Here is a 19,500-nt window from a genome sequence, read left to right on the forward strand (position 1 = left end):
GGCCGCCTGCTAGGGCGGCCCTTTTTCGTTATGCGGCTATCTTGCTCGATATGAGGTCCGGCTGTTCCCGGCACTTGTCGAGGATCATGGCTTTGACCTTTTCTGCATCCTTCCGGGGCAAGCCTGCCTTGATACCGATCCGCAAGGCGAGTGCACGAAGGCCGGCCATCCCTTGCGCGGTATGGATTTTATCAAGGTTACCCCTCGCTACTCCCAACTGCCGAGCGACGGCCTCGGCGACAATGGCGCTCTTTGCGGCCTCGCGCTGTGTCGCGGCCTCACTGACAGCCGCCCCCAGTTTGTCTGAGGTCGGGGTAGAGGTGTCCGTCTTTTCCTCTTCGGTCGCATCGCCGTCATCAAACGCGGCAGAGTGATCCGCCTCGACCGACTGCCTCATCTCGGCCGCTTCCTCGTCCGTCATCACCCGAATGTGCATGGTCGAGAGCTTCTCAGGCTCGTTGGCCTGCCCCGGAATCAACCCAATCGCTACCATCCGATCTTCAAGATCGGCTACCGCTGCGGTGAGGTCGCGGAGGCTTTTGGGGGCCAGGCCGCCAGCGGCAGCGATGCGGGACGCTTCGTCCATCAGGTTGATAAAGGTGGCAGCCCGGAAATTCAGGATAAGGCGCTGCCGTTCTTCCTCGTTCTCGGTCGCCATCAGCTTGGCGAACAGGCGGTCGCTTTCCGCGCGCACCGCCCGGACGCTGGTTCCGGGTTTCAGGTCATGCTTGATACCCCGTGCCTTTAGAACGCGGGACACGGCCGCCCGAGTGACGCCGCAGCGGGCGGCGATCTCTGACATCGTCACAGTCCCGGCTTCCACCCCAGCAATATCTTCGGGGGTGAGGTCAACCCGTCCGCAAAGCATCAGACATTCGCCGCCTTGCGCTGGTCGAGGCCGGCGCGGATACGCGCAGCACCACGAAGCAGGGAACGCTGCTGCTCGGCTGCGGCTTCGGCGAGGATGGCTTTTCGAGCGTCCGTATGTTCCTGCCGGAGCTGCATGAGACGCTTGTAGTCGGCTTCGTTGAAATCGACATTCTCATCGCCATCAACCAGACGGATATAGCGTTCTTCGAGTTCCTGACGTTCGGTAGACATCAAGCCTTGGTCCTTTTCATCGTCTGGGAGAAGCGCAATTCGTGGTAAACAAGGTCGGTTATGGAGATCAAGAACGCTGCGCGTTCGTCATTGGTCATATCTCCGAGCCGGTCGATGTTGCCCTTAACGTGTTCCGCGAGCGCAACGTGCTCTGGTGACATGGCGAGAGTAGTCACTGTCCGCTCATCCATCACGCCACCGCCTTGATATGGCCGGCGATTGCATCGATCTGGCCGAGAATGGCGGCAGTGGCGGCCCGTAATTCGATGATCTCGGCCATGACGCTGGGGGCGATGGCCGGCCTGTGGTCCGGGGTGCTGGCAGCAGCAGCCTCGGCCGCGATGGCAGAAATCTTTGCCGCCTGGGCGCGGATGCTGGCCCGCTTCGCCTCGATAGCTGCCTCGATATCGGCAAGATCAGACAGCTTGGCCTTGATCTCGCTGGCGTCGAAGGCGATCAGCCCGAGATTCTGTGAGAGAAAGTTCGCGTGGTCGATCTCCCGACAGCTTGTATCGAAGGCGAGCGAGGCTGCTAGGTCGGCGCCGTAGACACGGGCTTGAGCGGCAATCTCGAATGAAGCCGCTCCCTTCTTTGCCAGCTTCCGTAGATCGTCGGTGTAGGTATCGCCGACAGCCTGCGCGTCGGAAAGCGTGGTCAGAACCTCGACGCGGCATGAGATTGCCTGCTGAACGACAGCGACAAGGCGCTTGGCGGCTTCTGCGGCAGTGAGCCGTTCCGCATCGCTATCGATGCCGGAGAATACGCCGACCATGTTGGAAGGAGCCGGAGCGAGAGCGATGCCAGCACAGAACGGCACGTCAAGATGATGCTGTCTGATCTGGTTATGGACTGCCCGCGAAGCGACGTAGATCATGGAAAGTGCCTGCCTTGATGAAATTAGCTATTGACAAATGAAACGTTATAACATGACACTTGTCAAGTTTGGCTGTATTTGGCCAAATTTCCGCCCGTAGGAACGCTGAAATTGCTCAATTGAGCAATGCTATTGACGAAATGCCGGTCAAGGACTCATCATCAGCGGCAGTCCACAAGGGCGGTACACACGGAGAAATTGCCGCTTAATAAGTATTTGATCTTATTTATGAAATAGAGTTTTTGCTGGGAATCCTAGTCCCCCAGCCAATCTTCTCTCTGACAAATTGGTTTTTTCCGCTGTCAGTTCTCACGTTTGTTGAGACTCAACAAACTATTGCGAGAAAAGCGATAACCTTAAACGAGGTCCGGCGCCGATCGCTCAGCGCGACGCCGCTTCCAGCCCTCTGTTCAGAAACCTGGGGAATAGGATGTTGTTCTCCAGGTGGATATGGTCGACCAGATCGTCGATCAACTTGCGCAGCCCTGCGTATAATGCGTGCCAGCTCCGGCATGCATCGGCAGGGGGCATGCACCCCGCAGTGAGGGTTTCCAACTGGCGCAACATGGCGCCATGGCTCTCGTGATCGAGCATCATCATCTCAATCGTGCTCCCGATCAGCGGACCTTCACCCTCCTTGATCAGGGCAAACACGATATGCTCTTCCTTGCACATATGCATCTCCAGCTCCAGGCGCATCGTCTGAAGCAGCCTTGAGAGCCCTGCCGGCAGGGCCTGGTGTCCACCGTGGACCGCTTCAATCTTCAGCGCCAGATCGATCAGCCCGGGCAACTCCCGCCGGTGCGTTTCGTGATAGCGCTCGGTGATGTGATCGATCAGGTCCCGCGTCATGGTCGGCATCTGGCGCGACGCAGGCTGTGCTATTGCGGCGAGTTCCGTCTCGATCTGCGGCAGTATCAGATTTGAATGCCGCGCGGCCTCTGACAGCGTGAGATCGCCCCTGCAGCAGAAATCGATCCGGTGCGATCGGAGAACGGCTGCGGCAGAGGGAAACGAACGTACAATTTCGGCCAGAGTCCTGGACGAAAACGATGCCGGGCCAGGTAAGAAATCCTGCATGGTCACCCTCGCTGGACAATTCTGCGGCCCGTCAGCGGCCTGCCCATGATGATGCCGCGAGAATATGCGGGACGGTCATGCCATCTTTGCGCCAGAGCAAATCAGACGGATTGTTGTGTTCCGGTTTCCGGAGCATTGCTGTTAACCTGCACATGCAAATATCAGGCATCATACAAGCGAAAGTCCTTCGCATGCCTCTGACCGGGATAGACTTACTGGAATTTCCCCTTTTCCATGGCGTCGACGCGGAAGCCGTGGCGAGGCTGACGCGTGACTGCGTCGTGCGGACCTGCCAGAAGGGCGCCATCCTGGCCCAGCAGGATGCCGATGCGGAGCATGTTCATCTTGTCCTGGCCGGACGCGTATTGCTGCTGGCCGAATGCGAGGATGCCGACAGCACGGTGATCGCCGCTTTCGAGACGGGCGACGTTCTTGTGGCCGCTGCCGCCATCCTGCAGATGCCGTATCTGGTCACCGCCAGGGCCGCTGCATCCTCTCGGATCCTGGCTATTCCCGCCGAACGCTTCCGCCAGGCGCTGCAGACGGAACATGCCCTTGCGCTTGCCGTTCTTGCCATCCAGGCGGAGCACTGGCGCCTCCTGGTCGATCACGTTCGAGGCCTGAAGCTGCACAGCGGCGTGGAGCGGCTGGCGCGCTTCCTGGTGCAGAGCAGCCCAGTCGAGCACGGAACCGCGACATTCAAGCTGGAGCATGATCGCAAGACCATTGCCGCGCTGCTCGGCATAAGTCCGGAATTCGTCTCGCGCGGCCTGCAGCAATTGCGCCAGCATGGCGTGCGCGCCAGTGGCAGCGTGATTCACATCGACGACGTCGACCGGATCAGCCGCCTCTATCGTCCCATCCAGCGCGCGGACAGCCCTGAAAGGCTGGATCAGCCATAGGCCGTGCAGCTTTCGCACACTGTGCCGCGCACGTCGCGGGCCAGGTGGGCGCGCCGCAGGGCCTGGAATTTCGGCGAATTCCACGCAGCCTCGAAACTCTCCTCCATCAGGTCGCCCATATGGAAGCGGCCATCGTGATCGAAACAGCATGCCGAGAGCTTGCCATCCCAGGTGACATGCCCCTCGGTGAAGATCGACCAGCAGGGCAGCGGATCGCGCATCGCCGCGGCGCGCCCACGGTTGCCGGCCACCGACGACCAGCCGCGCCCGGTTTCTTCATCACTGACCAGATCGGCCTGGCTGTAGAGCGGCAAGGCGTAGACCTCGTCGACATAGGGCCGGATTTCGTCCAGCGCGGCGTGCATGCGTGCCCGCTGTTCGCCGTCGTATTCGATATACGAGGCATAGAGGCCGCAGGCATAACCACCAGCCTCGCGCACGCGATGCGCGCCGATGATATGCTCCTTCATCTTGTCGAAATAGCTGCCCTTGACCCGGGTAACGCTGATGAACTGCTCGACATCGGCATAGTTGTAGGAGAATTTCAGCGAATCTAGCCCAGCCTTCATGCAGGCTTCCACGCGCGCCGGCGTCGCCAGCGATCCGTTCGTGGTGAGGAAGACATAAGGATAGCCGCATTCCTGCTTGGCGAAGGCAATCGCCTCGTGCAGCCACGGGATCATGAAGGATTCGCCCAGATAGAACAGACCGATTTCCTCAACGCCAGCGGCGCGCATTTCGTGCAGCAGCCGCTCGAAGGTGCCGCGATCCATGTCGCGCTGGTCGCGCAGCCGCATGCCACGGGCGCAAAAGGCGCAGTTGAAATTGCAGCGCGCCGTCAGCTCGATCTTGACCGAGCGGGGAACCGGCGCATAGGCCGCGGCGCGGGCAGGTTCGATATGCGTAATGGCGTCGATACGTTCTGTGATTGTCATAGCGAGATTCTCTCGGCTGGTTGCGGGGGCTCAGGTTGAAATCGTCACGGTCTGACCTTCGGCAGTGATCAAATGGGCGCGACCGGCGCCCTGGCGGCGCAGGACTCCGCCAATCGCTTCGGGAGCCATGAGGGTAAAGGCGGTGGACAGCGCATCGGCTGCCATCGCGGTTGGCATGACCACCGAGACGCTGCGATAGCGCTGGGGCGAGTATCCGCTTTGCGGATTGAAGATGTGATGGAAACGGCCTGCCGCATCGAAACGGAAACCATAACCGCCGGACGTGGCGAGCGCCGCGTCCGCCAGCGGAACGATCAGCTCGTCCCGGCCTGGCTCCAACGGATCGGCGATCATGGCCCGCCATGGTCGGCCATCGGGATGATGTCCCAGCGCACGACTTTCGCCCATATCCACCAAAGTATGCGCGATGCCGTGCCGGTGCAGTTGCTTGACCACCCGGTCGGTGACATAGCCTTGCGCGATGCCGTTCAGGCTGATCGCCATGCCGGGTCGCCGGAAGGCGATACGATCCCGGCTGACCAGCAGATGGTCCAGCCCAACAGCCTGCAATGCGGCGGCAATATCGGTAGCGGGCGGACCGCCTTGCGCGGCCTGCGGCTGGGCGAAGTGGCGGCTGTACAGCGCCCAGAGCGGCTGGATGGTTGGATCGAAGGCGCCATCGGTGAGCGCGGCATACTGCCGGCTGGCCTGCAGCAGATCGACCAGTTCGGGTGCGGGCGCAACCAGGCTGCCCTGGCGGTTCAACAGGCTGAGCGCGGAATCCGGCCGGTAGAGGCTGAGCACTGATTCCAGCCGGCGCATATCCTGCAACACCAGTCGCAGGGCCTGTTCGGCCACCGCGATATCATGGTGGTGAATCCGGATGCTGGCATTGGCGCCAAGCGCAATCCCCTGCCATTCGACCAGCCCGGCTTCCGCCCTTGCCGGTCCGGCCAGCGGCAGCAGGCCCAGACCCGCAGCCGCGGCCGAGATGCCAAGGAAACGCCGGCGGGTGAGGTTGCGATCAGTGGGCATGGCCGGCCCGTCCCTCGGCGACCCGCTGCGGGGTGCCGGCACCATCCATATGGCTGCTGTCGCTGTCGCCACCGAGAATGTAGTCGCGCGGCACGTCGGCAAACCCGACGATGCGGCCGCCATGCTCGGCCACGAAACGCTCGGCTGCGGCGCGGTCGCCAAAAGGCACGGCCTCGTCGGCTCCCATGCCGCTGCGCATCCGGCTGCCGATCACGAAGCTGGCCTGGCGCGCCTCGATCCAGTTCTCGATGCCCGGATTGTCCCAGCTTGCCGCCCGCGCCATGTCGGAGACGTAGATGGCGCTGATAGTCTTCGCCTCCTCCGGCAGCATGGTATAGGCGAGGGTATCGCGCGCCGACGAGAACCAGACCGGCTCGGGCCAGCCGGCCAGCAGGATATGCCCCTTCGGACCGGGATGCTCCAGCACGTTCATGCCGCAGTAATTGCCGATGGCTTCGGCGGTCAGGGTGCGCGGCGGCGGCAGGTCCGATGTCCTGGCGTCATCCCTGCAGCCGGCCAGCAATGCGGCGGTCATGATGACAATGGTGCAGGCGAGGCGGTTCATAATTCCCTCCGCGAGAAGATGGTGGTGGCGGCGGCCAGCGGCAGGAGAATCCAGACTGCCAGCATGCCCAGCAGTACAGGCGGCTGCAGGGTCTGGACTTCGGCGATGCCGGCCATGCCGGACAGGCTGCTGACACCGGCCGAGCCGGCCAGGTTGAACATCCGGTAGGTGTCGGTGGGATTGAGCAGCAGCAGGACATTCAGCATGTCGGCCGACAGGGTGCGGCCCTGATCGACCACCAGGAAGCCGAGGATCGCCATGTCGTAGAGCAGCACCAGCAGCAGCCAGATGCCGATGGCAATACCGCCCGCCGTGCCGCGATCCTGCACATGGGCACTGACCAGATAGCCGATGGCGACGAATACCGCGCCCAGCAGGATGGAAGATCCGATCAGTTGGGCAAAGGCCATCCAGCTGTCGGCCCCGATCGGCGTACCGGTGAGCGCCAGGGCCGCTGCCGTCGCGCCATAACCGAGAATGGTGGCAAAGGCCAGGATGGCGAGGTGGCCGCAGAATTTGCCCAGCAGCACTTGCCAGCGCGCCACCGGATAGCTGAGCAGCAGCAGCATGGTGCCGCGGTCGACTTCGCCGACGATGGCATCATATGAGATCAGCAGGGCAATCAGCGGCAGCAGGAAGATCGACAGGCTGGACAGGCTGACAATCACCACATCCAGCGCGCGCACGCCGACATTGCCGGTCGGCGCGCTGCCGAGGAAGCTCAGGGTCAGCGACAGGGCCAGCAGCAGCAGCGTAGTGGCCAAAACCCAGCGGTTGCGCAGGCCTTCCTGGATTTCCTTGATCGCAATGATGCACAGGCTTTTCATCGGGCATCCCCTTGGCTGCGCAGGAAATGAGCGTAAAGCTCATCCAGCGTGGGCGGCACCACCTCTATATCCTCAAGCGCGTGATCGGCATGGATCGCCTGCCGCAGCAGGTCCATCTTCTGCTCGGGCAGGGCATCGAGTTCGATGACATGGCCATTGACCGGGTGCCAGGTGCCGGCACTCTCGAGCCAGCCGGGCATCTGCGCCGGGCGGCCGCCGGTCAGGTGCAGCCGGATCCGCGTCGGCAGCCGGGCGATACGGCGCAACGCATCGAGCGATCCGTTGGCCACCATCAGGCCGCGGTTCATGATGACAACCCGGTCGGTACGCTCTTCCAGTTCGGTCAGCGCATGCGACGACAGAACCACGGTGGCGCCGCGATCGCGCAGCTCCTGCACGATCTCGTAGAAACTCTGGCGCAGGGCCGGATCGAGGCCGGTGGTGGGTTCATCAAGCAGCAGCAAAGCCGGCGCGCCGATCAGCGCCTGGGCCAGCCCGAGACGCTGGCGCATGCCCTTGGAATAGGTGCCGACCCGCCGGCCGGCGGCAGCGGCCAGACCGACGCGGTCCAGCAACGCCATGGCCTGGGCCGGCGCTTCGCCTTTCAGGCGGGCGTAGAAGGCCAGCAATTCGCGGCCGGTGAGGGCTGCGTTGAACGACACATTTTCGGGCAGGTAACCCAGGCGGCGGCGGGCGGCGAATTCGCCGGCGGCCGGATGCTCACCCAGTATCTTCACCATGCCTTCGCTGGGATGGATCAGGCCCAGCATCAGCTTGATCAACGTGGTCTTGCCAGCACCGTTATGGCCGACCAGGGCCACGGTTTCACCCGCCGGCAGGGAGAAAGAAACGCTGCGCACCGCCTCAATGCGACCGTAGCGCTTGCTGACATTGTCGATTTCAACGGTGTTGTTCATTCTGTTATCCGATCTGCCCTGGCGGCCTGCGCCGGCGGCGTCATCAGCGGTGCGCTGTCAACCACGCCGCCCGGCAGCAGGGCAGGAAACTGCGCCTGGGCCCAGCGGATCACCTGCACGGCCGGGCTGTTGACCAGCAGCTTGGCCTGCGGCGCCGTCCACAGTACCTTGTCGACCAGGTCGTTCGGGCGATAGGCGGCATCGCCGATGCCGTCGCCGTTCAGGTCAAAGGCAGGATTGTCGCTCCAGTAGTTGCCGCGCCCGCCCTTCGACCAGTCGAGATAACGGGTGCCGACATACTTCACCTGGTTGCGGTTGCGGATGAAGGCATTGCCGCTCATCTCGTTGCCTTCCGAACCGGCGGTGAAATGGATGCCGATCTCGCAGCCTTCGAAACGGTTGTCGCGGAACCGGTTCTGGTTGGCGTTGTAGATGAAGACGCATTTCTCCGGTCCAAGCCGCATGCCGGCGATGCTGCCCGAGGCCAGTTCGCTGGCCGGCACGCCATGCTCGCCACCCTGGCTGCGGCTTCCGGCACCCAGCCAGCGCTCGGCCGGCTGGAGGCGGCCATAGACGGCATTGCCTGTGATGCGCGAACCGTTGGCGTAGTTGAACAGGAAGCCATGATCGCGGTCACCGTTGGAGACGTTGCTCTCCACGACCAGACGGTGCGAATACATCACGGCGAAACCAACCGCGTTGCCGGTCGAGACGTTGCCGCTGATCTCGCTGTCGTTGGTATACATGTAGTGGATGGCGAAACGCAGATCGCGGAAGTGGTTGCCGCTGAACCGGTTGCGCTTGCTCGCCGCAACAAAAATGCCGTCACGCCCGAAGCTGATAGCGTTATCCAGCACCTGTGCGCCAGGCGCATTCCAGACCGAGATGCCGTTGCCGGCTTCGTTCCGCCGGCCTTCGCTGATGCCGGTGATGAGATTGCCACGTGCTACGGAATCTTCTGCGCCATGCAGATAGATGCCGTACAGGTTGCCTTCGACCCGGTTGCCCTCCACCACCGCGCCGGTGGCGGTCTTGGCAACAAAAACCCCTGAATCGAGCGTTTCGAGATTGGTTCCCGAGCCGCGTATCGTAAGGCCACGCACCACGGCGCCGGGTGCCAGAACCGTGATGGTGCTGCCCTGGCCCCGGCCGGTCACGGTGGCTCCCGGCTCGCCCTGCAGGGTCAGGCGGCGGTCGATCCGTACCGGCCCGCGATAGTCGCCGGCCGGCAGGATCACCACATCGCCTTCCGCCGCCCGCTCGAGCACCGCCTGCAAGGCCGTACCCGGCGGCACGCGCAGTTCGGTCGCCCGGACGGACAGGACGGAGCCGGCGGCGAAGGTCGCCGCCAGCCCCATGCCTATGACGGAAAACACCCGCATCCCGTCCTCAGGCGTTCCGCGGTTCCACCAGCATCCGGCCCTGCATTTCCATGTGCATGGCATGGCAGAACCAGCTGCAATAGTACCAGTAGACGCCCGCCCGGTCGGCCGTGAAGGTGACCGAGGAGGTCTGCTGCGGACCGATCTCGAAGTTGATGCCATAGTTGTTCAGGCAGAAGCCGTGGGTGAGGTCTTCCACGTCGTCGATATTGGTGATGTAGATGGTAACCTCATCGCCCTGCTTGACAGTGAACTTCTCCAGGCCGAAAGCCGGCGCCGCCGAGGTCATGTAGACGCGCACCTTGTTGCCCGCCCGTATTACCTTGGAATCCGTCTCCAGCTCGACGCCATCGGCCTTGGCCTGCTTCACCGCATCGGCGAAGAACGGGTCGTCGCGCTTCCAGACATGCAGGGGGTTGATCTTTGAGCGGTGCACGATGGTGGCGTCATGCGGCTCGGCAAAGCTCGGGCTGTCATGCACCAGCACCATCCTGTCGCCGGAGATGTCGATCAGCTGATCGTTCTCGGGCTTCAGCGGACCAACATTGAGATAACGGTCCTTCGAGAACTTGTTCAGCGAGATCAGCCATTTGCCATCGGCATCCTTGGTCTGGCCCATGGAGGTGTGGTTGTGGCCCGGCTGGTAATGCACATCCAGCTTCTGGATCACCGGGTTGACCTTCTCGCCCTTGAAGGCCCGCTTGGCCGCGTCGATGTTCCATTTCACGATCTGGCTGTCGAGGAACAGCGTGGTATAGGCATTGCCCTTGCCGTCATAGGCGGTATGGAGCGGGCCGAGACCCAGTTCCGGTTCAGCCACCACCACTTCGCGCGGCTTGATCTTGTCGTCGAACAGGTCGGGCAGCCTGCGGGCATCGAACACCGTGACGGTCGGCGACAGCTTGCCGTTGGCGACGAAATGAATGCCGTCCGGCGCCGTGTTGATGCCATGCGGGCTGTTGCCTACCGGGATATAACGCGTATACGGAGAGCCCTTGCGACCATCCAGCACTGGCACGCCACCGATCATCTTGGCCTTGCCCTGTTTCACGGCATCCTCGATACGCTTGATATCGAAGACGACGACCCAGTCCTGCTCGTTGGCCATGGTCTCGGCGAGCGTGACGCCCTCTTCCGAGTTGTAGCAGGTTGACCAGGCATATTTGCCCTGGTAGTCGGCATCCACGTTGTCGAGGTTGCCGCTGACCTGAATCTGCCAGGCGATCTTCATGGTCTCGCCGTCGATGGCGGTGAACGACGAGACATATTTCGTCGGGTCGTCCAGCACCTTGCCGTCATTGGGCACGGGCACGCGGTCTTCGCCATTGCAGAAGACATAGCCGGTCTTGGGGTATTTCTGCACGCGCAGGCCATGCACCGTGGCCTGGTTCGGGATCTGCACGATCTTGTCGCATTTCATGATGTCGAGCCGGATGCGGCAGATCCGGGTGTTCGACTTGTCGTTGGCGTAGAGATAACGCCCGTCATAAGTGCCGTTCGTGAAAGAGGGGTGCGGATGGTGCAGGTCACCATTCATATAGGTGCCGCCGCGGGTCTTGAGGAATTCCCTGCTTTCCGGCGTCAGGCCCTCAGTCAGGATCTTGAGGCTTTCATTCGTCTGGCCCCAACCCGTGGCGCTGTCGCGGTTGAATACCGGCACGCGCATCAGCTCGCGCATCGACGGCAGGCCGACGATGCGGACCTCGCCGGTCTGACCGCTGGAGAAGAAGACATAATATTCGTCCAGTTCGCCGGGCTTGACTTCATACTTGCCGCCCGTGGTCGGCCTGCCGGCCTGGCGCGGCTGCGCCTCGGCCGAACTGACCGTCCCATCACGGCCCGTCACCAGCCCGCCTGCCAGGCCGGTGGCGCCGGCCGCGGCCACGGCGGCCGTCGTGCCGAGCACATGGCGCCTGCTCAAGCCCTTCCTGTTGTTGTCGTCTTCCTTGGTCATGATGGTCTCCTTCGCGTTGAATTTAATTTGCGGGAACAGCCGGTTCGGCCGGCTTGCGGTTACGATCGGCATAGGCGGCTTTCGGCCCGCCGGCTTTCGTCAGGGGCGCGGCCAGCGCGTCGTAGCGTTCGCGCTTCAGTCGGATCTGGATCATGTGCGGGCAGCGGTGATCGTCGTGATACAGCTCCTGGCAATGCATGCAGTAGATGCATTCATTGACGTTGATGTGGCCTTCGGGATGGATCGACTGCACCGGGCATTCCTTGGCGCAGCGCTGGCAGGGCGAGCCACATTCCGGCCAGCGTTTCAGCCATTCGAACATGCGGATGCGGCCGGGAATGGCCAGAGCCGCGCCCAGCGGGCAGAGGTAGCGGCAGAAAAACCGCTCGATGAACAGCCCGGCCGAGAGCAGCGTCAGGGCATAGATGACGAACGGCCAGTCGCGGCTGAATTTCAGGATGATCGAGGTCTTGAACGGCTCGACCTCGGCGAATACCTCAGCCAGCGCCACTGAATAGAAGGACAGGCCGAACAGGCCGAGGAAGATGATATATTTGATCGGCCAGAGCCTCTCATGCAGGGCCCAGGGTACCTTGATTTGTGGCACCTTCAGCCACTGCGCCAGATTGTTCAGCAACTCCTGCAACGCGCCAAACGGGCAGAGCCAGCCGCAGAATGGGCCGCGGCCCCAGAATAGCAGGGCGGCGGCAATCGCAGCCCAGAGGATGAAGATCAGCGGTGCGGCCAGGAAGAATTCCCAGTTGAAGCCCGTGATCAACGCATTGGTGAAGGTGACGATATTCACCACCGAAAGCTGGGCATTGGCATACCAGCCGAGCCAGACCAGCGTGAACAGCAGGAAGCTGCGCCGGATCCAGGCATACATCCGCGGCCGCCGTACCAGGGTGTCCTGGAAGAAGAAAATCGCGGTGAGGACCAGCAGGCCGGTCACGGTGACGCCGATCTCGAAGACATTGGCCCACCAGATACGCTGCCACAGCGGCTGGTCGAGTGATCCGTCGAGTGAATCCGGCGCGCCGGCCAGCTGCGTGGTGGTGGCTGGGGCGGCGGTGGCCGGTGTGGCTGCAGTCGGCGCGCTTGCCGCGATCGGCCGCAGGTATTTCTCCGGCAGGCTGTAGTCCAGGTCAAAGGTAATGAATGCCTTGTCGCGCGCTCCGACATTGCGTTGAACCAGCAACTGCAACTGCCAGGGCTGGGTCAGGTCGAGGCGGAAATCATCGGGCATGACGAACAGTGCGATCTCGCGAAGCTCGGGCGAACCGGCCGCCTCCAGCGCGCCCAGCCGCGTATGGTTGCGATCGCGGAAACGTGTGCTGCCGCCATCCTGCAGCAATTCGATGCGGTCGAAGATGCCACCGCGCACATAACCCGATCCCTTGAAGGAATAGGCGCCGTCCCCGGCCACCACGATGGCCTGCTGGCCCGGCTTCAGGCGCTCGCGCAGGCGGGCATAGACCTCCTCGCTCAGCAGGCTGCGGCCGATGGCCGGCACCGAGACGGGCGCGACGAACATTTCGATGAAGCTGTCGTCGGCCTGGCCGGTTTCCGCGTTGCGCGATGCTTCGGCATTGCCGGCGCGAGCAAAAGCCTGATTCACATCGCCGATGCTCAGGCTTAAGCGCCGGACCGAGCCATCACCCACCAGATCATCCCAGCCGAGGATTTCGTTGCGCTCTGGATCAACCTCCCGGACCTGGACCGGCGTCGCCGCCAAGGTTCCTGGCGCCACGCCGCCAAGCCGGCTGCTGCGGACCAGGCGCACCGCCGAGCGGATCACGCTATCGGCCATGACCAGAACGGTGACCGTGGCACCGCTGACGATATCGACCTGCGGCGGCCGTTCGGCGCCCCTGGCGATGGCGCCGATGTTACGGCCGATAAGGCTGTTCATCGTCGCCACGACCTTGGCCTCGGGAATGCCGATCAGCACGATCGGCTCCTTGTGATCGACCAGGCGGATACCGGTTATGGTCCCCTTCGGATCGATACCGGTCAGCATGTGGATCGGCTTGCCGGAATACCCCACCGCATTGGTGAAGTCGGCATTGAGGTAGACATAGCCGAGCAGCGTGTCGCCCTGGTAGGCCGGCACGATGGGCGGAGCGCCCAGTGCCGGACCGAAGCGATCCGCTCCGGGAACCAGTTCGGACGGCTGAGCTTTGGGCAGGAATTCCGCCAGCCGCGAGTCCGCCATGGCTGGCATGGCGCCCAGCAGAAAGATGACCAGCGCGGCGATGCGCCACGTCAGAGAATAAATGCGCCCAAGCCGCAGTTTTTCCCTCCCCCGCTGGAGGGCGGAGAATTCAGATTGTTCCCAAGCTAAAAACGGGGGGGAGAGACGCATGTTCCCTTTCGGTGGCCGGCTGCGGGGAGGTCGAGAACGGCCTTGCGTCTAGGCTATAAAAATCGAGGCCCTGGTATTCGTTGTGCTATGTCAAATATTTCTCCGTCTTCAGAGAAATCCCCCGTCTTTCTTGACTAATGTCAAGATTTGACCAGCCCCGCAGAAGCGGGGAGACTCCTGTGGCATCACGACAGCCAGGAGATGCGGGATGACCCATCTGACATCGGAACCGCCCGCCCCCGTCCGGTCGCTCGACGAGCTTCTGGCGATTGCTTATGCGCTGGAGCATGAGGCCGCCGAGCACTACACCGCTTTTGCCACGCAGGCGCGGCGGGAAAACCTGCCGGATCTTGCCGATCTGTTCGAGAAGCTGGCTGCGGAAGAACGACATCACGAGCATTATGTGCAGGCATGGGCGCAGCAGCATTCGGGCAAGGCACCAGATATCGCCGCGATCCGCTGGGACTTGCCAGAAACCTTCGATCTGGCCGGCGGCACCGAGCTGGCGTCGTCGCGGCTGGCCACCGCCTATCGCATCCTCGCGGTCGCGGTGCAGAACGAGGATCGGGCTTTTGCGCTGTGGAGTTATATCGCGGCTCATGCGGATGCCGGCGCCATCCGCGAGGCGGCGGAAACGATGGCACGCCAGGAATTGCAGCATGCCTGGGACCTGCGCCGCGCCCGCCGCCAGGCCTATCATGCCGAGGGGCTGGACAAGACGCCGCGGGCCGGCGCCAAAACACTGGCTGGCCTCGGCCGGGTCGAGCTTCGGCTGGCGCGGCACCTTGAACAGGCGACGGCCGGAGCACAAGGTGGAACGGCGCAGGAGTTGCAGCGGCTGGCGCTGGAATCGCGCCAAATGGCAGCGCAGTCGGACGGCACTTATCTGGCCGAGGATGAGGCCAGCAGTGAGGAAGACATCCTGACCATGGCCGAGCGCCTGGCCGAGGATTATCTCGACATCGGCGATCATTCCGCCAATGAGGCCGAGATCGCGCAAGCGCAGGCTTTGGCCGCGCGCGCGGTGATGCGGCTGGCTCAGCTCCGCGCCTTGGGCAATGCGCTGCCAGGCGGCAGAAGCGCTGCCTGACCACTCCTCCTGTGCCGGCGGGAGCGCCATGCCGCGCCAGCCATGGTCAACATGAAGGCCATAATCGCCAGCACCGTGAGAATGCCGCTGACCTGTCGCAGTTCGGGCCATTCCGCAAGGCCGCCCACTGCGCGCAGCAGCATCGACAGGTGCAGCAGGGTCAGGGGCATATAGAGCCATGGCATATAGGCAACGCGCCATTGCGTCACGGCCGGCAGGATGATCAACGCGTGGCCGAATACCATCGAGATCACGAAGCCGATCAGCACCGCATGCAAGGCGAGATCATAGCCGAAGGCCATGGCCGGAGGCGGCCACAGCAGCAACGCCGCGCCGGCTAGGCCCAGCCAGACATAGCCAAGCAGCATGCAGATGGCGAAGAACCTGGTCTGGCCTTTTTGCTGTACGGTACGGCGGGCAATGTCGTGGCGGAACAGCCATAGCGTCGCCGCCAGCAGGCCGAGACCGAACAGCACGGCTCCATTGTCATCCGTCGGGCCGTTGCGGGCACCAGCGGCCAGCAGGCCGATAATCATGACGAACAACGCTTCGCTACCGGCCTTGCGTGGCAGCAGGCGGCTCATCTCCAGCCGTTCGCCTGCGATGGTGAGAATGAGGAAAGCCAGCCACCAGCCCACCAGATCGGGCATCGCGCCTCCCAGCAGCCAGAGCATATTGCCGGTCAGCCAGGCCAGGGCGCCGAACAGCATCGCGGCAGTGAACAGGGCGGGCTGCTGACGCAGGATCAGCAGGGATGCGAGTGCCAGCGCGCCGCTGGCCAGCAGATAGGCCGACGCACCGAAAATCGACGGCAGGCCGGCAACCAGCATCAGGCTGCCCAGTCCTGCCGATATCGGGCCGAGATAAGCCCAGGGCCGGCCCAAGGCGACGGCGCGTTCCATGCTGATTAACGTGCCAAACAGGCCCGAGATCATCAGCGGGCCGTGCAACTGGGCGAAGGAGGCCCCATGGGGCAGTATCCAGCCCAGCCGCCACAGGCCGCCGCATAGCCCGATGAACAGGCTCATGCCGCCAAGCAACAGCAGAAGGATGCGGAACCACTGCGGGTTCCGCATCCCTGCCGACAGATGTCGCTCAAGCCGCGGCACGGCCGATCCGCACCTGCCAGACATCGGGGCCCTGCTCCTGGTAGGCCCAGTCGAACAGGCCGGGGAATTCGGCGTTGAACTGGTAGTAAAGCGGCTTGGGGTCGTGATCATTGACCAGCAGGAAAGCCTGCCCCGGAGTGAGATCGAGGAAAGTCTGGAGAATCAGCGGATGGCGCATGCGTGGCGCAATCTCGCGGACATCGATGGTGGTGGTGACGGTATCAGCGCTCATCGCGGGCTCCTCAATGGCGGCCGAGCAGCGCCCGGCCCTGTTTGGTGATGCGGTCCGGCCTCCATGGCGGCTCCCAGACCAGTTTTACGCCCACCATGCCGGCATCGGGAAACCGCTGCCGCAACCGGTCTTCCGCCTCGCGTACGATCATGGCGCCCAGCGGGCAGGCCCGCGTGGTGAGCGTGATCGCGACGTCGATGGCATCCGCCGTCCGCATCGCATGATAGACCAGCCCGAGGTCGACGATGCTCAGCCCCACCTCCGGATCGATCACGGCCTGGAGCGTATCGAGGACATCGGTATCGAGTGCGGCTGGAATAGCAGGGGGTGTCATGGGCAACCTCGTATGGACAGGGCCTATATGCGCCGCAGGGCGAGGTTCTTCTTTGTGCTGCCGCAAATTCCGGTACCGCAGTTCCACCAGGCGGCCAACTTGCGCTGCGACAAAGACGCGCAGCTGATTTTTCTTACCATGGCGGCATGGCAATTGAACTTGATGATATCGTGGACGATGTCCTGCACCGCAGGCCTGCGATCATCCGCGTCTTTCTCGATCACAGGATGCGCTGCGTCGGTTGTCCGATCGCCTGCTTCCACAGCATCGACGAGGCCTGCCGGGCCCACAGCATCGCGCCTGAAACTTTTCTGTCCGCCCTGCGGCTGGCTGCGGGCGGTCAGGATTCGGACTGACCCTCCGCCAGCAGGAACAGCCGGTGCGCATCTGTCAGGATGATCTGCTGCCGCCCGCCCTGCACCAGGCCGCGATTTTCCCAGGCGCTGAGGATGCGGCTGACGGTGTGCAGGGTGGTGCCGGTCATCTCTGCCACATCCTGGCGGGAGATCGGAAAGTCGATCTCGATACCCCGTTCGGTCTTGCGGCCGGACTGGCGGGCCAGACGCAGCAGGGCATGGGCAACGCGGCGCTCGACCTCCTCGGTCGACATTTCCACGACCCGGGCCTGCACATCCTGCAGTCTATTGCCTAGCGCCTGCATCGTGCCGGCGGCAAGAGCCGGGTATTTCGCCACCAGCGGCGGCCAGGCTAAGGATGGCCAGGCCAGCGCCAGACTCTCGACGATGGCCGTGGCCGTGGCCGGATAGGTGTCGCGCCCGATCGCCATCGCAATGCCGAAGATATCGCCGGTAACGATATAGCGGACCACCACCTGCTGTCCGTCCGGGGTCAGCCGCCCGACACGGAGATGGCCGTTCAGCAGCAGGAAGAAATACTCCGCCTTGCCATCCTGCTCGAAGACATTGCTGCCCTTCGGATAGCGGCGCGACACGGCGCCATCCAGGATATCCCTGATCTGATCGCGCGACAGATCGCGGAACAGGGGCAGTTCGGCAACAATCGATGGATCAATGGCGGTCATTCGGCCGGCCCTTCCGAAGAACGGATTAGAGCAGGATACCAAGTGAGCGGCCGGCTTTCCAGTCAGGCCACAACCGCTGGATTCTCGTTTCTGTTTGCGGCGGCACAAATAATCCGGATACGCCCGGCGCTATCTACCTGCGCGAAAGGCGGTGCCATATCCGGCGTCGCCATACATGGAGAATGGTAATGCGCGCATCTTTGTTTTTCAGCGCCGCCCTGGCGGCTTATGCGGTTTCCGGTGCGGTCATGGCCGCAGAGGTTGAAGTGAAAATGCTCGACAAGGGTGCCGCAGGCGTCATGGTCTTTGAGCCGGCCCTGGTCAAGGTCGCGCCAGGCGATACGGTGAAATTTGTGCCGGTCAGCAAGGGCCACAATGTCGAGGCCATTGCCGGAATGCTGCCTGAGGGCGTGACGCCGTTCACCGGCAAGGTCAATGAGGCCATCACGGTGAAATTCGACAAGCCTGGCATCTATGGCTTTAAATGCAAACCGCATTACAGCATGGGCATGGTCGGCATGGTGGCGGTCGGCGTGCCGGTCAACCAAGATCAGGCCAAGGCCATGAAACATCCCGGCAAGGCTGGTCAGGTGTTTGCCACGCTGTTCGCCAACCCCATGCTTGCCAGCAAGTGATTGCCAGGTGGGCTGGCCGGCGTTCCGGCCAGCCCATGCGGCCCAGCGGCATTTGCCGCCCTGTTCCGTCGCCGCTGCGGCCCCATTTCCACCGCGATTGAATGCCGAGAGGAACGCCAGTATTTCGTGCGCCACAGCAGAAATGCGGTAACTCGGATCACGACTGCCGAGGTGTAGGGCTGGCCGTGACATCAATGAGGCTCCGCGCCCATTCACGTCCCTCGTATGCAACGATCTGCCTAGCACAGAGGCCGTCGTGACCAGATGATCTCGCCCCGGAAATCGGCAAGCGTCGGCAATGTAAAGGCCTGACCTGCCTGCCAGCCGATTACATGAGGTTGCAAGCCCCAGCCCTCAAGCAGGCGCTGCACCATCGCGGTGTCGCCATAGCGACGCATGTGCTGCGGTTCGTATTCAGTCTGGATCAGGATATTCGGACTTGCCGCAATGATGTCGGCTGCGCCGCGCAGGACATTGGCTTCATATCCCTCAACATCGATCTTCATGTAATCAATCCGCGGAATGCCGTGCTGCCGACAGTAATCGTCCAGTGTCACCATGGGAACCAAAATGCCATGCTCCTCGCCTGTTGCTATATGCGTCTCGCCTGGATTTGCGGCATTGAAGGCAATCCGTGCCTTACCGGACTCCGCGCCAACTGCCAGGTTTTCGATGACGATGCGCGGATCGGACAGGTAGGTCGCATTGTGCTGAAGGTAGCGAAACGTCGCCGGATGTGCCTCGAAGCCGATGACGCGTCCTGCATGGCTGGCGTGTCGGACGGCAGATAACGTATAGAGGCCGATATTGGCTCCGATGTCGAAAATGACAGGTTCGGGTGGCAGCGCATGTTTCCAGAAACGGGTGATATTCAAGTCGCGCTCGCCGAATGTGGCGGCGATGAACGATGAAATATTGTTGGGCGGCGAGAGGAAGCGCTGACCGTTACAGGCGGTGAACGTCACGTCGCCCGCTGCACTGGCCTGCTCGCGCCAGGTAAAGGTCATGGCCCGGGCGGCGAAGCGCAGCGGCGCTTCGCGATAGGCCGGATAACTGCGAATCCACAGCAGGCGGTCGACGAAGGTGCGGGGATTCCAGCGCATGGTCGCTTGTCTCCTGTT

The 19,500-nt window shown here is 62.7% G+C and carries 22 protein-coding genes; 4 read left to right on the plus strand and 18 right to left on the minus strand.

Translation table 11 applies throughout. From position 1 onward, the window contains the following. Positions 1-28 precede the first annotated feature (28 nt). From Q1J79_RS02345 to ric, 4 genes are all read right to left on the minus strand, one after another. The gene (locus Q1J79_RS02345) at positions 29-802 is read right to left on the minus strand and encodes a hypothetical protein (RefSeq protein ID WP_300295962.1); all 774 of its coding nucleotides are present in this window, start codon (positions 800-802) and stop codon (positions 29-31) included. 65 nt (positions 803-867) lie between these two features. Next, on the minus strand, positions 868-1,101 hold the full coding sequence (locus Q1J79_RS02350) for a hypothetical protein (RefSeq protein WP_300295965.1): 234 nt from the start codon (positions 1,099-1,101) through the stop codon (positions 868-870). 190 nt (positions 1,102-1,291) lie between these two features. Beyond that, positions 1,292-1,975 (minus strand): hypothetical protein, encoded by a 684-nt coding sequence (locus tag Q1J79_RS02355; protein WP_300295968.1) that lies wholly within the window; start codon positions 1,973-1,975, stop codon positions 1,292-1,294. 381 nt (positions 1,976-2,356) lie between these two features. Continuing rightward, on the minus strand, positions 2,357-3,055 hold the full coding sequence (gene ric, locus Q1J79_RS02360) for an iron-sulfur cluster repair di-iron protein (protein ID WP_300295971.1): 699 nt from the start codon (positions 3,053-3,055) through the stop codon (positions 2,357-2,359). Positions 3,056-3,141: 86 nt separating this feature from the next. On the opposite strand from ric, the gene Q1J79_RS02365 reads away from it, so the two are divergent. Next, positions 3,142-3,957, plus strand: a complete 816-nt coding sequence (locus Q1J79_RS02365) for a cyclic nucleotide-binding domain-containing protein (RefSeq protein ID WP_300295974.1) — start codon at positions 3,142-3,144, stop codon at positions 3,955-3,957. Here Q1J79_RS02365 and Q1J79_RS02370 read toward each other — a convergent pair. Genes Q1J79_RS02370 through Q1J79_RS02405 form a run of 8 tightly spaced genes read right to left on the minus strand, consistent with a single transcriptional unit; the run spans position 3,948 to position 13,787 of the window. Next, positions 3,948-4,892, minus strand: a complete 945-nt coding sequence (locus Q1J79_RS02370) for a radical SAM/SPASM domain-containing protein (RefSeq protein WP_300295977.1) — start codon at positions 4,890-4,892, stop codon at positions 3,948-3,950. The genes Q1J79_RS02365 and Q1J79_RS02370 overlap by 10 nt on opposite strands. Before the next feature lie 30 nt (positions 4,893-4,922). Beyond that, positions 4,923-5,927 carry an FAD:protein FMN transferase gene (locus Q1J79_RS02375; protein WP_300295980.1) on the minus strand — a complete coding sequence of 335 codons (1,005 nt, stop codon included), beginning with the start codon at positions 5,925-5,927 and terminating at the stop codon, positions 4,923-4,925. Beyond that, positions 5,917-6,492, minus strand: a complete 576-nt coding sequence (locus Q1J79_RS02380) for a nitrous oxide reductase accessory protein NosL (RefSeq protein ID WP_300295983.1) — start codon at positions 6,490-6,492, stop codon at positions 5,917-5,919. The genes Q1J79_RS02375 and Q1J79_RS02380 overlap by 11 nt, the downstream gene beginning before the upstream one ends. Beyond that, the gene (locus Q1J79_RS02385; RefSeq protein ID WP_300295986.1) at positions 6,489-7,319 is read right to left on the minus strand and encodes an ABC transporter permease subunit; all 831 of its coding nucleotides are present in this window, start codon (positions 7,317-7,319) and stop codon (positions 6,489-6,491) included. The genes Q1J79_RS02380 and Q1J79_RS02385 overlap by 4 nt, the downstream gene beginning before the upstream one ends. Further along, the gene (locus Q1J79_RS02390) at positions 7,316-8,236 is read right to left on the minus strand and encodes an ABC transporter ATP-binding protein (RefSeq protein ID WP_300295989.1); all 921 of its coding nucleotides are present in this window, start codon (positions 8,234-8,236) and stop codon (positions 7,316-7,318) included. Before Q1J79_RS02390 ends, Q1J79_RS02385 begins: the two co-directional genes overlap by 4 nt. Further along, positions 8,233-9,618 carry a nitrous oxide reductase family maturation protein NosD gene (locus Q1J79_RS02395; RefSeq protein WP_300295991.1) on the minus strand — a complete coding sequence of 462 codons (1,386 nt, stop codon included), beginning with the start codon at positions 9,616-9,618 and terminating at the stop codon, positions 8,233-8,235. The genes Q1J79_RS02390 and Q1J79_RS02395 overlap by 4 nt, the downstream gene beginning before the upstream one ends. A 7-nt stretch (positions 9,619-9,625) precedes the next feature. Then, a complete protein-coding gene (nosZ, locus tag Q1J79_RS02400; protein ID WP_300295994.1) occupies positions 9,626-11,572 on the minus strand; it encodes a TAT-dependent nitrous-oxide reductase in 1,947 nt (648 codons plus the stop codon). A gap of 22 nt (positions 11,573-11,594) precedes the next feature. After that, positions 11,595-13,787, minus strand: a complete 2,193-nt coding sequence (locus tag Q1J79_RS02405; protein ID WP_300295997.1) for a NosR/NirI family protein — start codon at positions 13,785-13,787, stop codon at positions 11,595-11,597. A gap of 358 nt (positions 13,788-14,145) precedes the next feature. Here Q1J79_RS02405 and Q1J79_RS02410 point away from each other — a divergent pair, with 358 nt between their 5' ends. Then, positions 14,146-15,027: a ferritin family protein gene (locus Q1J79_RS02410; protein WP_300296000.1), complete on the plus strand. Its 882-nt coding sequence runs from the start codon at positions 14,146-14,148 to the stop codon at positions 15,025-15,027. Here the strand turns inward: Q1J79_RS02410 and Q1J79_RS02415 are convergent. Genes Q1J79_RS02415 through Q1J79_RS02430 form a run of 4 tightly spaced genes read right to left on the minus strand, consistent with a single transcriptional unit; the run spans position 14,976 to position 16,926 of the window. Continuing rightward, positions 14,976-16,103, minus strand: a complete 1,128-nt coding sequence (locus Q1J79_RS02415) for a hypothetical protein (RefSeq protein WP_300296003.1) — start codon at positions 16,101-16,103, stop codon at positions 14,976-14,978. The two genes, Q1J79_RS02410 and Q1J79_RS02415, sit on opposite strands and share 52 nt — an antisense overlap. 19 nt (positions 16,104-16,122) lie before the next feature. Next, positions 16,123-16,368, minus strand: a complete 246-nt coding sequence (locus Q1J79_RS02420; RefSeq protein ID WP_300296005.1) for a DUF2249 domain-containing protein — start codon at positions 16,366-16,368, stop codon at positions 16,123-16,125. Positions 16,369-16,378: 10 nt separating this feature from the next. Then, the gene (locus Q1J79_RS02425; protein WP_300296008.1) at positions 16,379-16,702 is read right to left on the minus strand and encodes a metal-sulfur cluster assembly factor; all 324 of its coding nucleotides are present in this window, start codon (positions 16,700-16,702) and stop codon (positions 16,379-16,381) included. A gap of 23 nt (positions 16,703-16,725) precedes the next feature. Further along, the gene (locus Q1J79_RS02430; RefSeq protein ID WP_300296010.1) at positions 16,726-16,926 is read right to left on the minus strand and encodes a hypothetical protein; all 201 of its coding nucleotides are present in this window, start codon (positions 16,924-16,926) and stop codon (positions 16,726-16,728) included. On the opposite strand from Q1J79_RS02430, the gene Q1J79_RS21095 reads away from it, so the two are divergent. After that, complete coding sequence (locus Q1J79_RS21095; RefSeq protein WP_367182953.1) at positions 16,849-17,058, plus strand: DUF1858 domain-containing protein; 210 nt, start codon at positions 16,849-16,851, stop codon at positions 17,056-17,058. The two genes, Q1J79_RS02430 and Q1J79_RS21095, sit on opposite strands and share 78 nt — an antisense overlap. Here the strand turns inward: Q1J79_RS21095 and Q1J79_RS02435 are convergent. Then, on the minus strand, positions 17,043-17,744 hold the full coding sequence (locus Q1J79_RS02435; protein ID WP_300296012.1) for a Crp/Fnr family transcriptional regulator: 702 nt from the start codon (positions 17,742-17,744) through the stop codon (positions 17,043-17,045). The two genes, Q1J79_RS21095 and Q1J79_RS02435, sit on opposite strands and share 16 nt — an antisense overlap. Before the next feature lie 188 nt (positions 17,745-17,932). Here Q1J79_RS02435 and Q1J79_RS02440 point away from each other — a divergent pair, with 188 nt between their 5' ends. Next, positions 17,933-18,379 (plus strand): pseudoazurin, encoded by a 447-nt coding sequence (locus Q1J79_RS02440; protein ID WP_300296015.1) that lies wholly within the window; start codon positions 17,933-17,935, stop codon positions 18,377-18,379. A gap of 239 nt (positions 18,380-18,618) precedes the next feature. Here the strand turns inward: Q1J79_RS02440 and Q1J79_RS02445 are convergent, their stop codons facing one another. Continuing rightward, positions 18,619-19,482, minus strand: a complete 864-nt coding sequence (locus Q1J79_RS02445; RefSeq protein ID WP_300296018.1) for an FkbM family methyltransferase — start codon at positions 19,480-19,482, stop codon at positions 18,619-18,621. Between the last annotated feature and the right edge of the window lie 18 nt (positions 19,483-19,500).

Source organism: Ferrovibrio sp., assembly GCF_029255545.1.
Lineage (GTDB): Bacteria > Pseudomonadota > Alphaproteobacteria > Ferrovibrionales > Ferrovibrionaceae > Ferrovibrio.

Coding starts and splice junctions, on each gene's coding strand:
- Q1J79_RS02345 (WP_300295962.1), bottom strand. CDS start 802: ATGTCAGAGATCGCCGCCCGCTGCGGCGTCACTCGGGCGGCCGTGTCC.
- Q1J79_RS02350 (WP_300295965.1), bottom strand. CDS start 1,101: ATGTCTACCGAACGTCAGGAACTCGAAGAACGCTATATCCGTCTGGTT.
- Q1J79_RS02355 (WP_300295968.1), bottom strand. CDS start 1,975: ATGATCTACGTCGCTTCGCGGGCAGTCCATAACCAGATCAGACAGCAT.
- ric (WP_300295971.1), bottom strand. CDS start 3,055: ATGCAGGATTTCTTACCTGGCCCGGCATCGTTTTCGTCCAGGACTCTG.
- Q1J79_RS02370 (WP_300295977.1), bottom strand. CDS start 4,892: ATGACAATCACAGAACGTATCGACGCCATTACGCATATCGAACCTGCC.
- Q1J79_RS02375 (WP_300295980.1), bottom strand. CDS start 5,927: ATGCCCACTGATCGCAACCTCACCCGCCGGCGTTTCCTTGGCATCTCG.
- Q1J79_RS02380 (WP_300295983.1), bottom strand. CDS start 6,492: ATGAACCGCCTCGCCTGCACCATTGTCATCATGACCGCCGCATTGCTG.
- Q1J79_RS02385 (WP_300295986.1), bottom strand. CDS start 7,319: ATGAAAAGCCTGTGCATCATTGCGATCAAGGAAATCCAGGAAGGCCTG.
- Q1J79_RS02390 (WP_300295989.1), bottom strand. CDS start 8,236: ATGAACAACACCGTTGAAATCGACAATGTCAGCAAGCGCTACGGTCGC.
- Q1J79_RS02395 (WP_300295991.1), bottom strand. CDS start 9,618: ATGCGGGTGTTTTCCGTCATAGGCATGGGGCTGGCGGCGACCTTCGCC.
- nosZ (WP_300295994.1), bottom strand. CDS start 11,572: ATGACCAAGGAAGACGACAACAACAGGAAGGGCTTGAGCAGGCGCCAT.
- Q1J79_RS02405 (WP_300295997.1), bottom strand. CDS start 13,787: ATGGCGGACTCGCGGCTGGCGGAATTCCTGCCCAAAGCTCAGCCGTCC.
- Q1J79_RS02410 (WP_300296000.1), top strand. CDS start 14,146: ATGACCCATCTGACATCGGAACCGCCCGCCCCCGTCCGGTCGCTCGAC.
- Q1J79_RS02415 (WP_300296003.1), bottom strand. CDS start 16,103: ATGCGGAACCCGCAGTGGTTCCGCATCCTTCTGCTGTTGCTTGGCGGC.
- Q1J79_RS02420 (WP_300296005.1), bottom strand. CDS start 16,368: ATGAGCGCTGATACCGTCACCACCACCATCGATGTCCGCGAGATTGCG.
- Q1J79_RS02425 (WP_300296008.1), bottom strand. CDS start 16,702: ATGACACCCCCTGCTATTCCAGCCGCACTCGATACCGATGTCCTCGAT.
- Q1J79_RS21095 (WP_367182953.1), top strand. CDS start 16,849: ATGGCAATTGAACTTGATGATATCGTGGACGATGTCCTGCACCGCAGG.
- Q1J79_RS02435 (WP_300296012.1), bottom strand. CDS start 17,744: ATGACCGCCATTGATCCATCGATTGTTGCCGAACTGCCCCTGTTCCGC.
- Q1J79_RS02440 (WP_300296015.1), top strand. CDS start 17,933: ATGCGCGCATCTTTGTTTTTCAGCGCCGCCCTGGCGGCTTATGCGGTT.
- Q1J79_RS02445 (WP_300296018.1), bottom strand. CDS start 19,482: ATGCGCTGGAATCCCCGCACCTTCGTCGACCGCCTGCTGTGGATTCGC.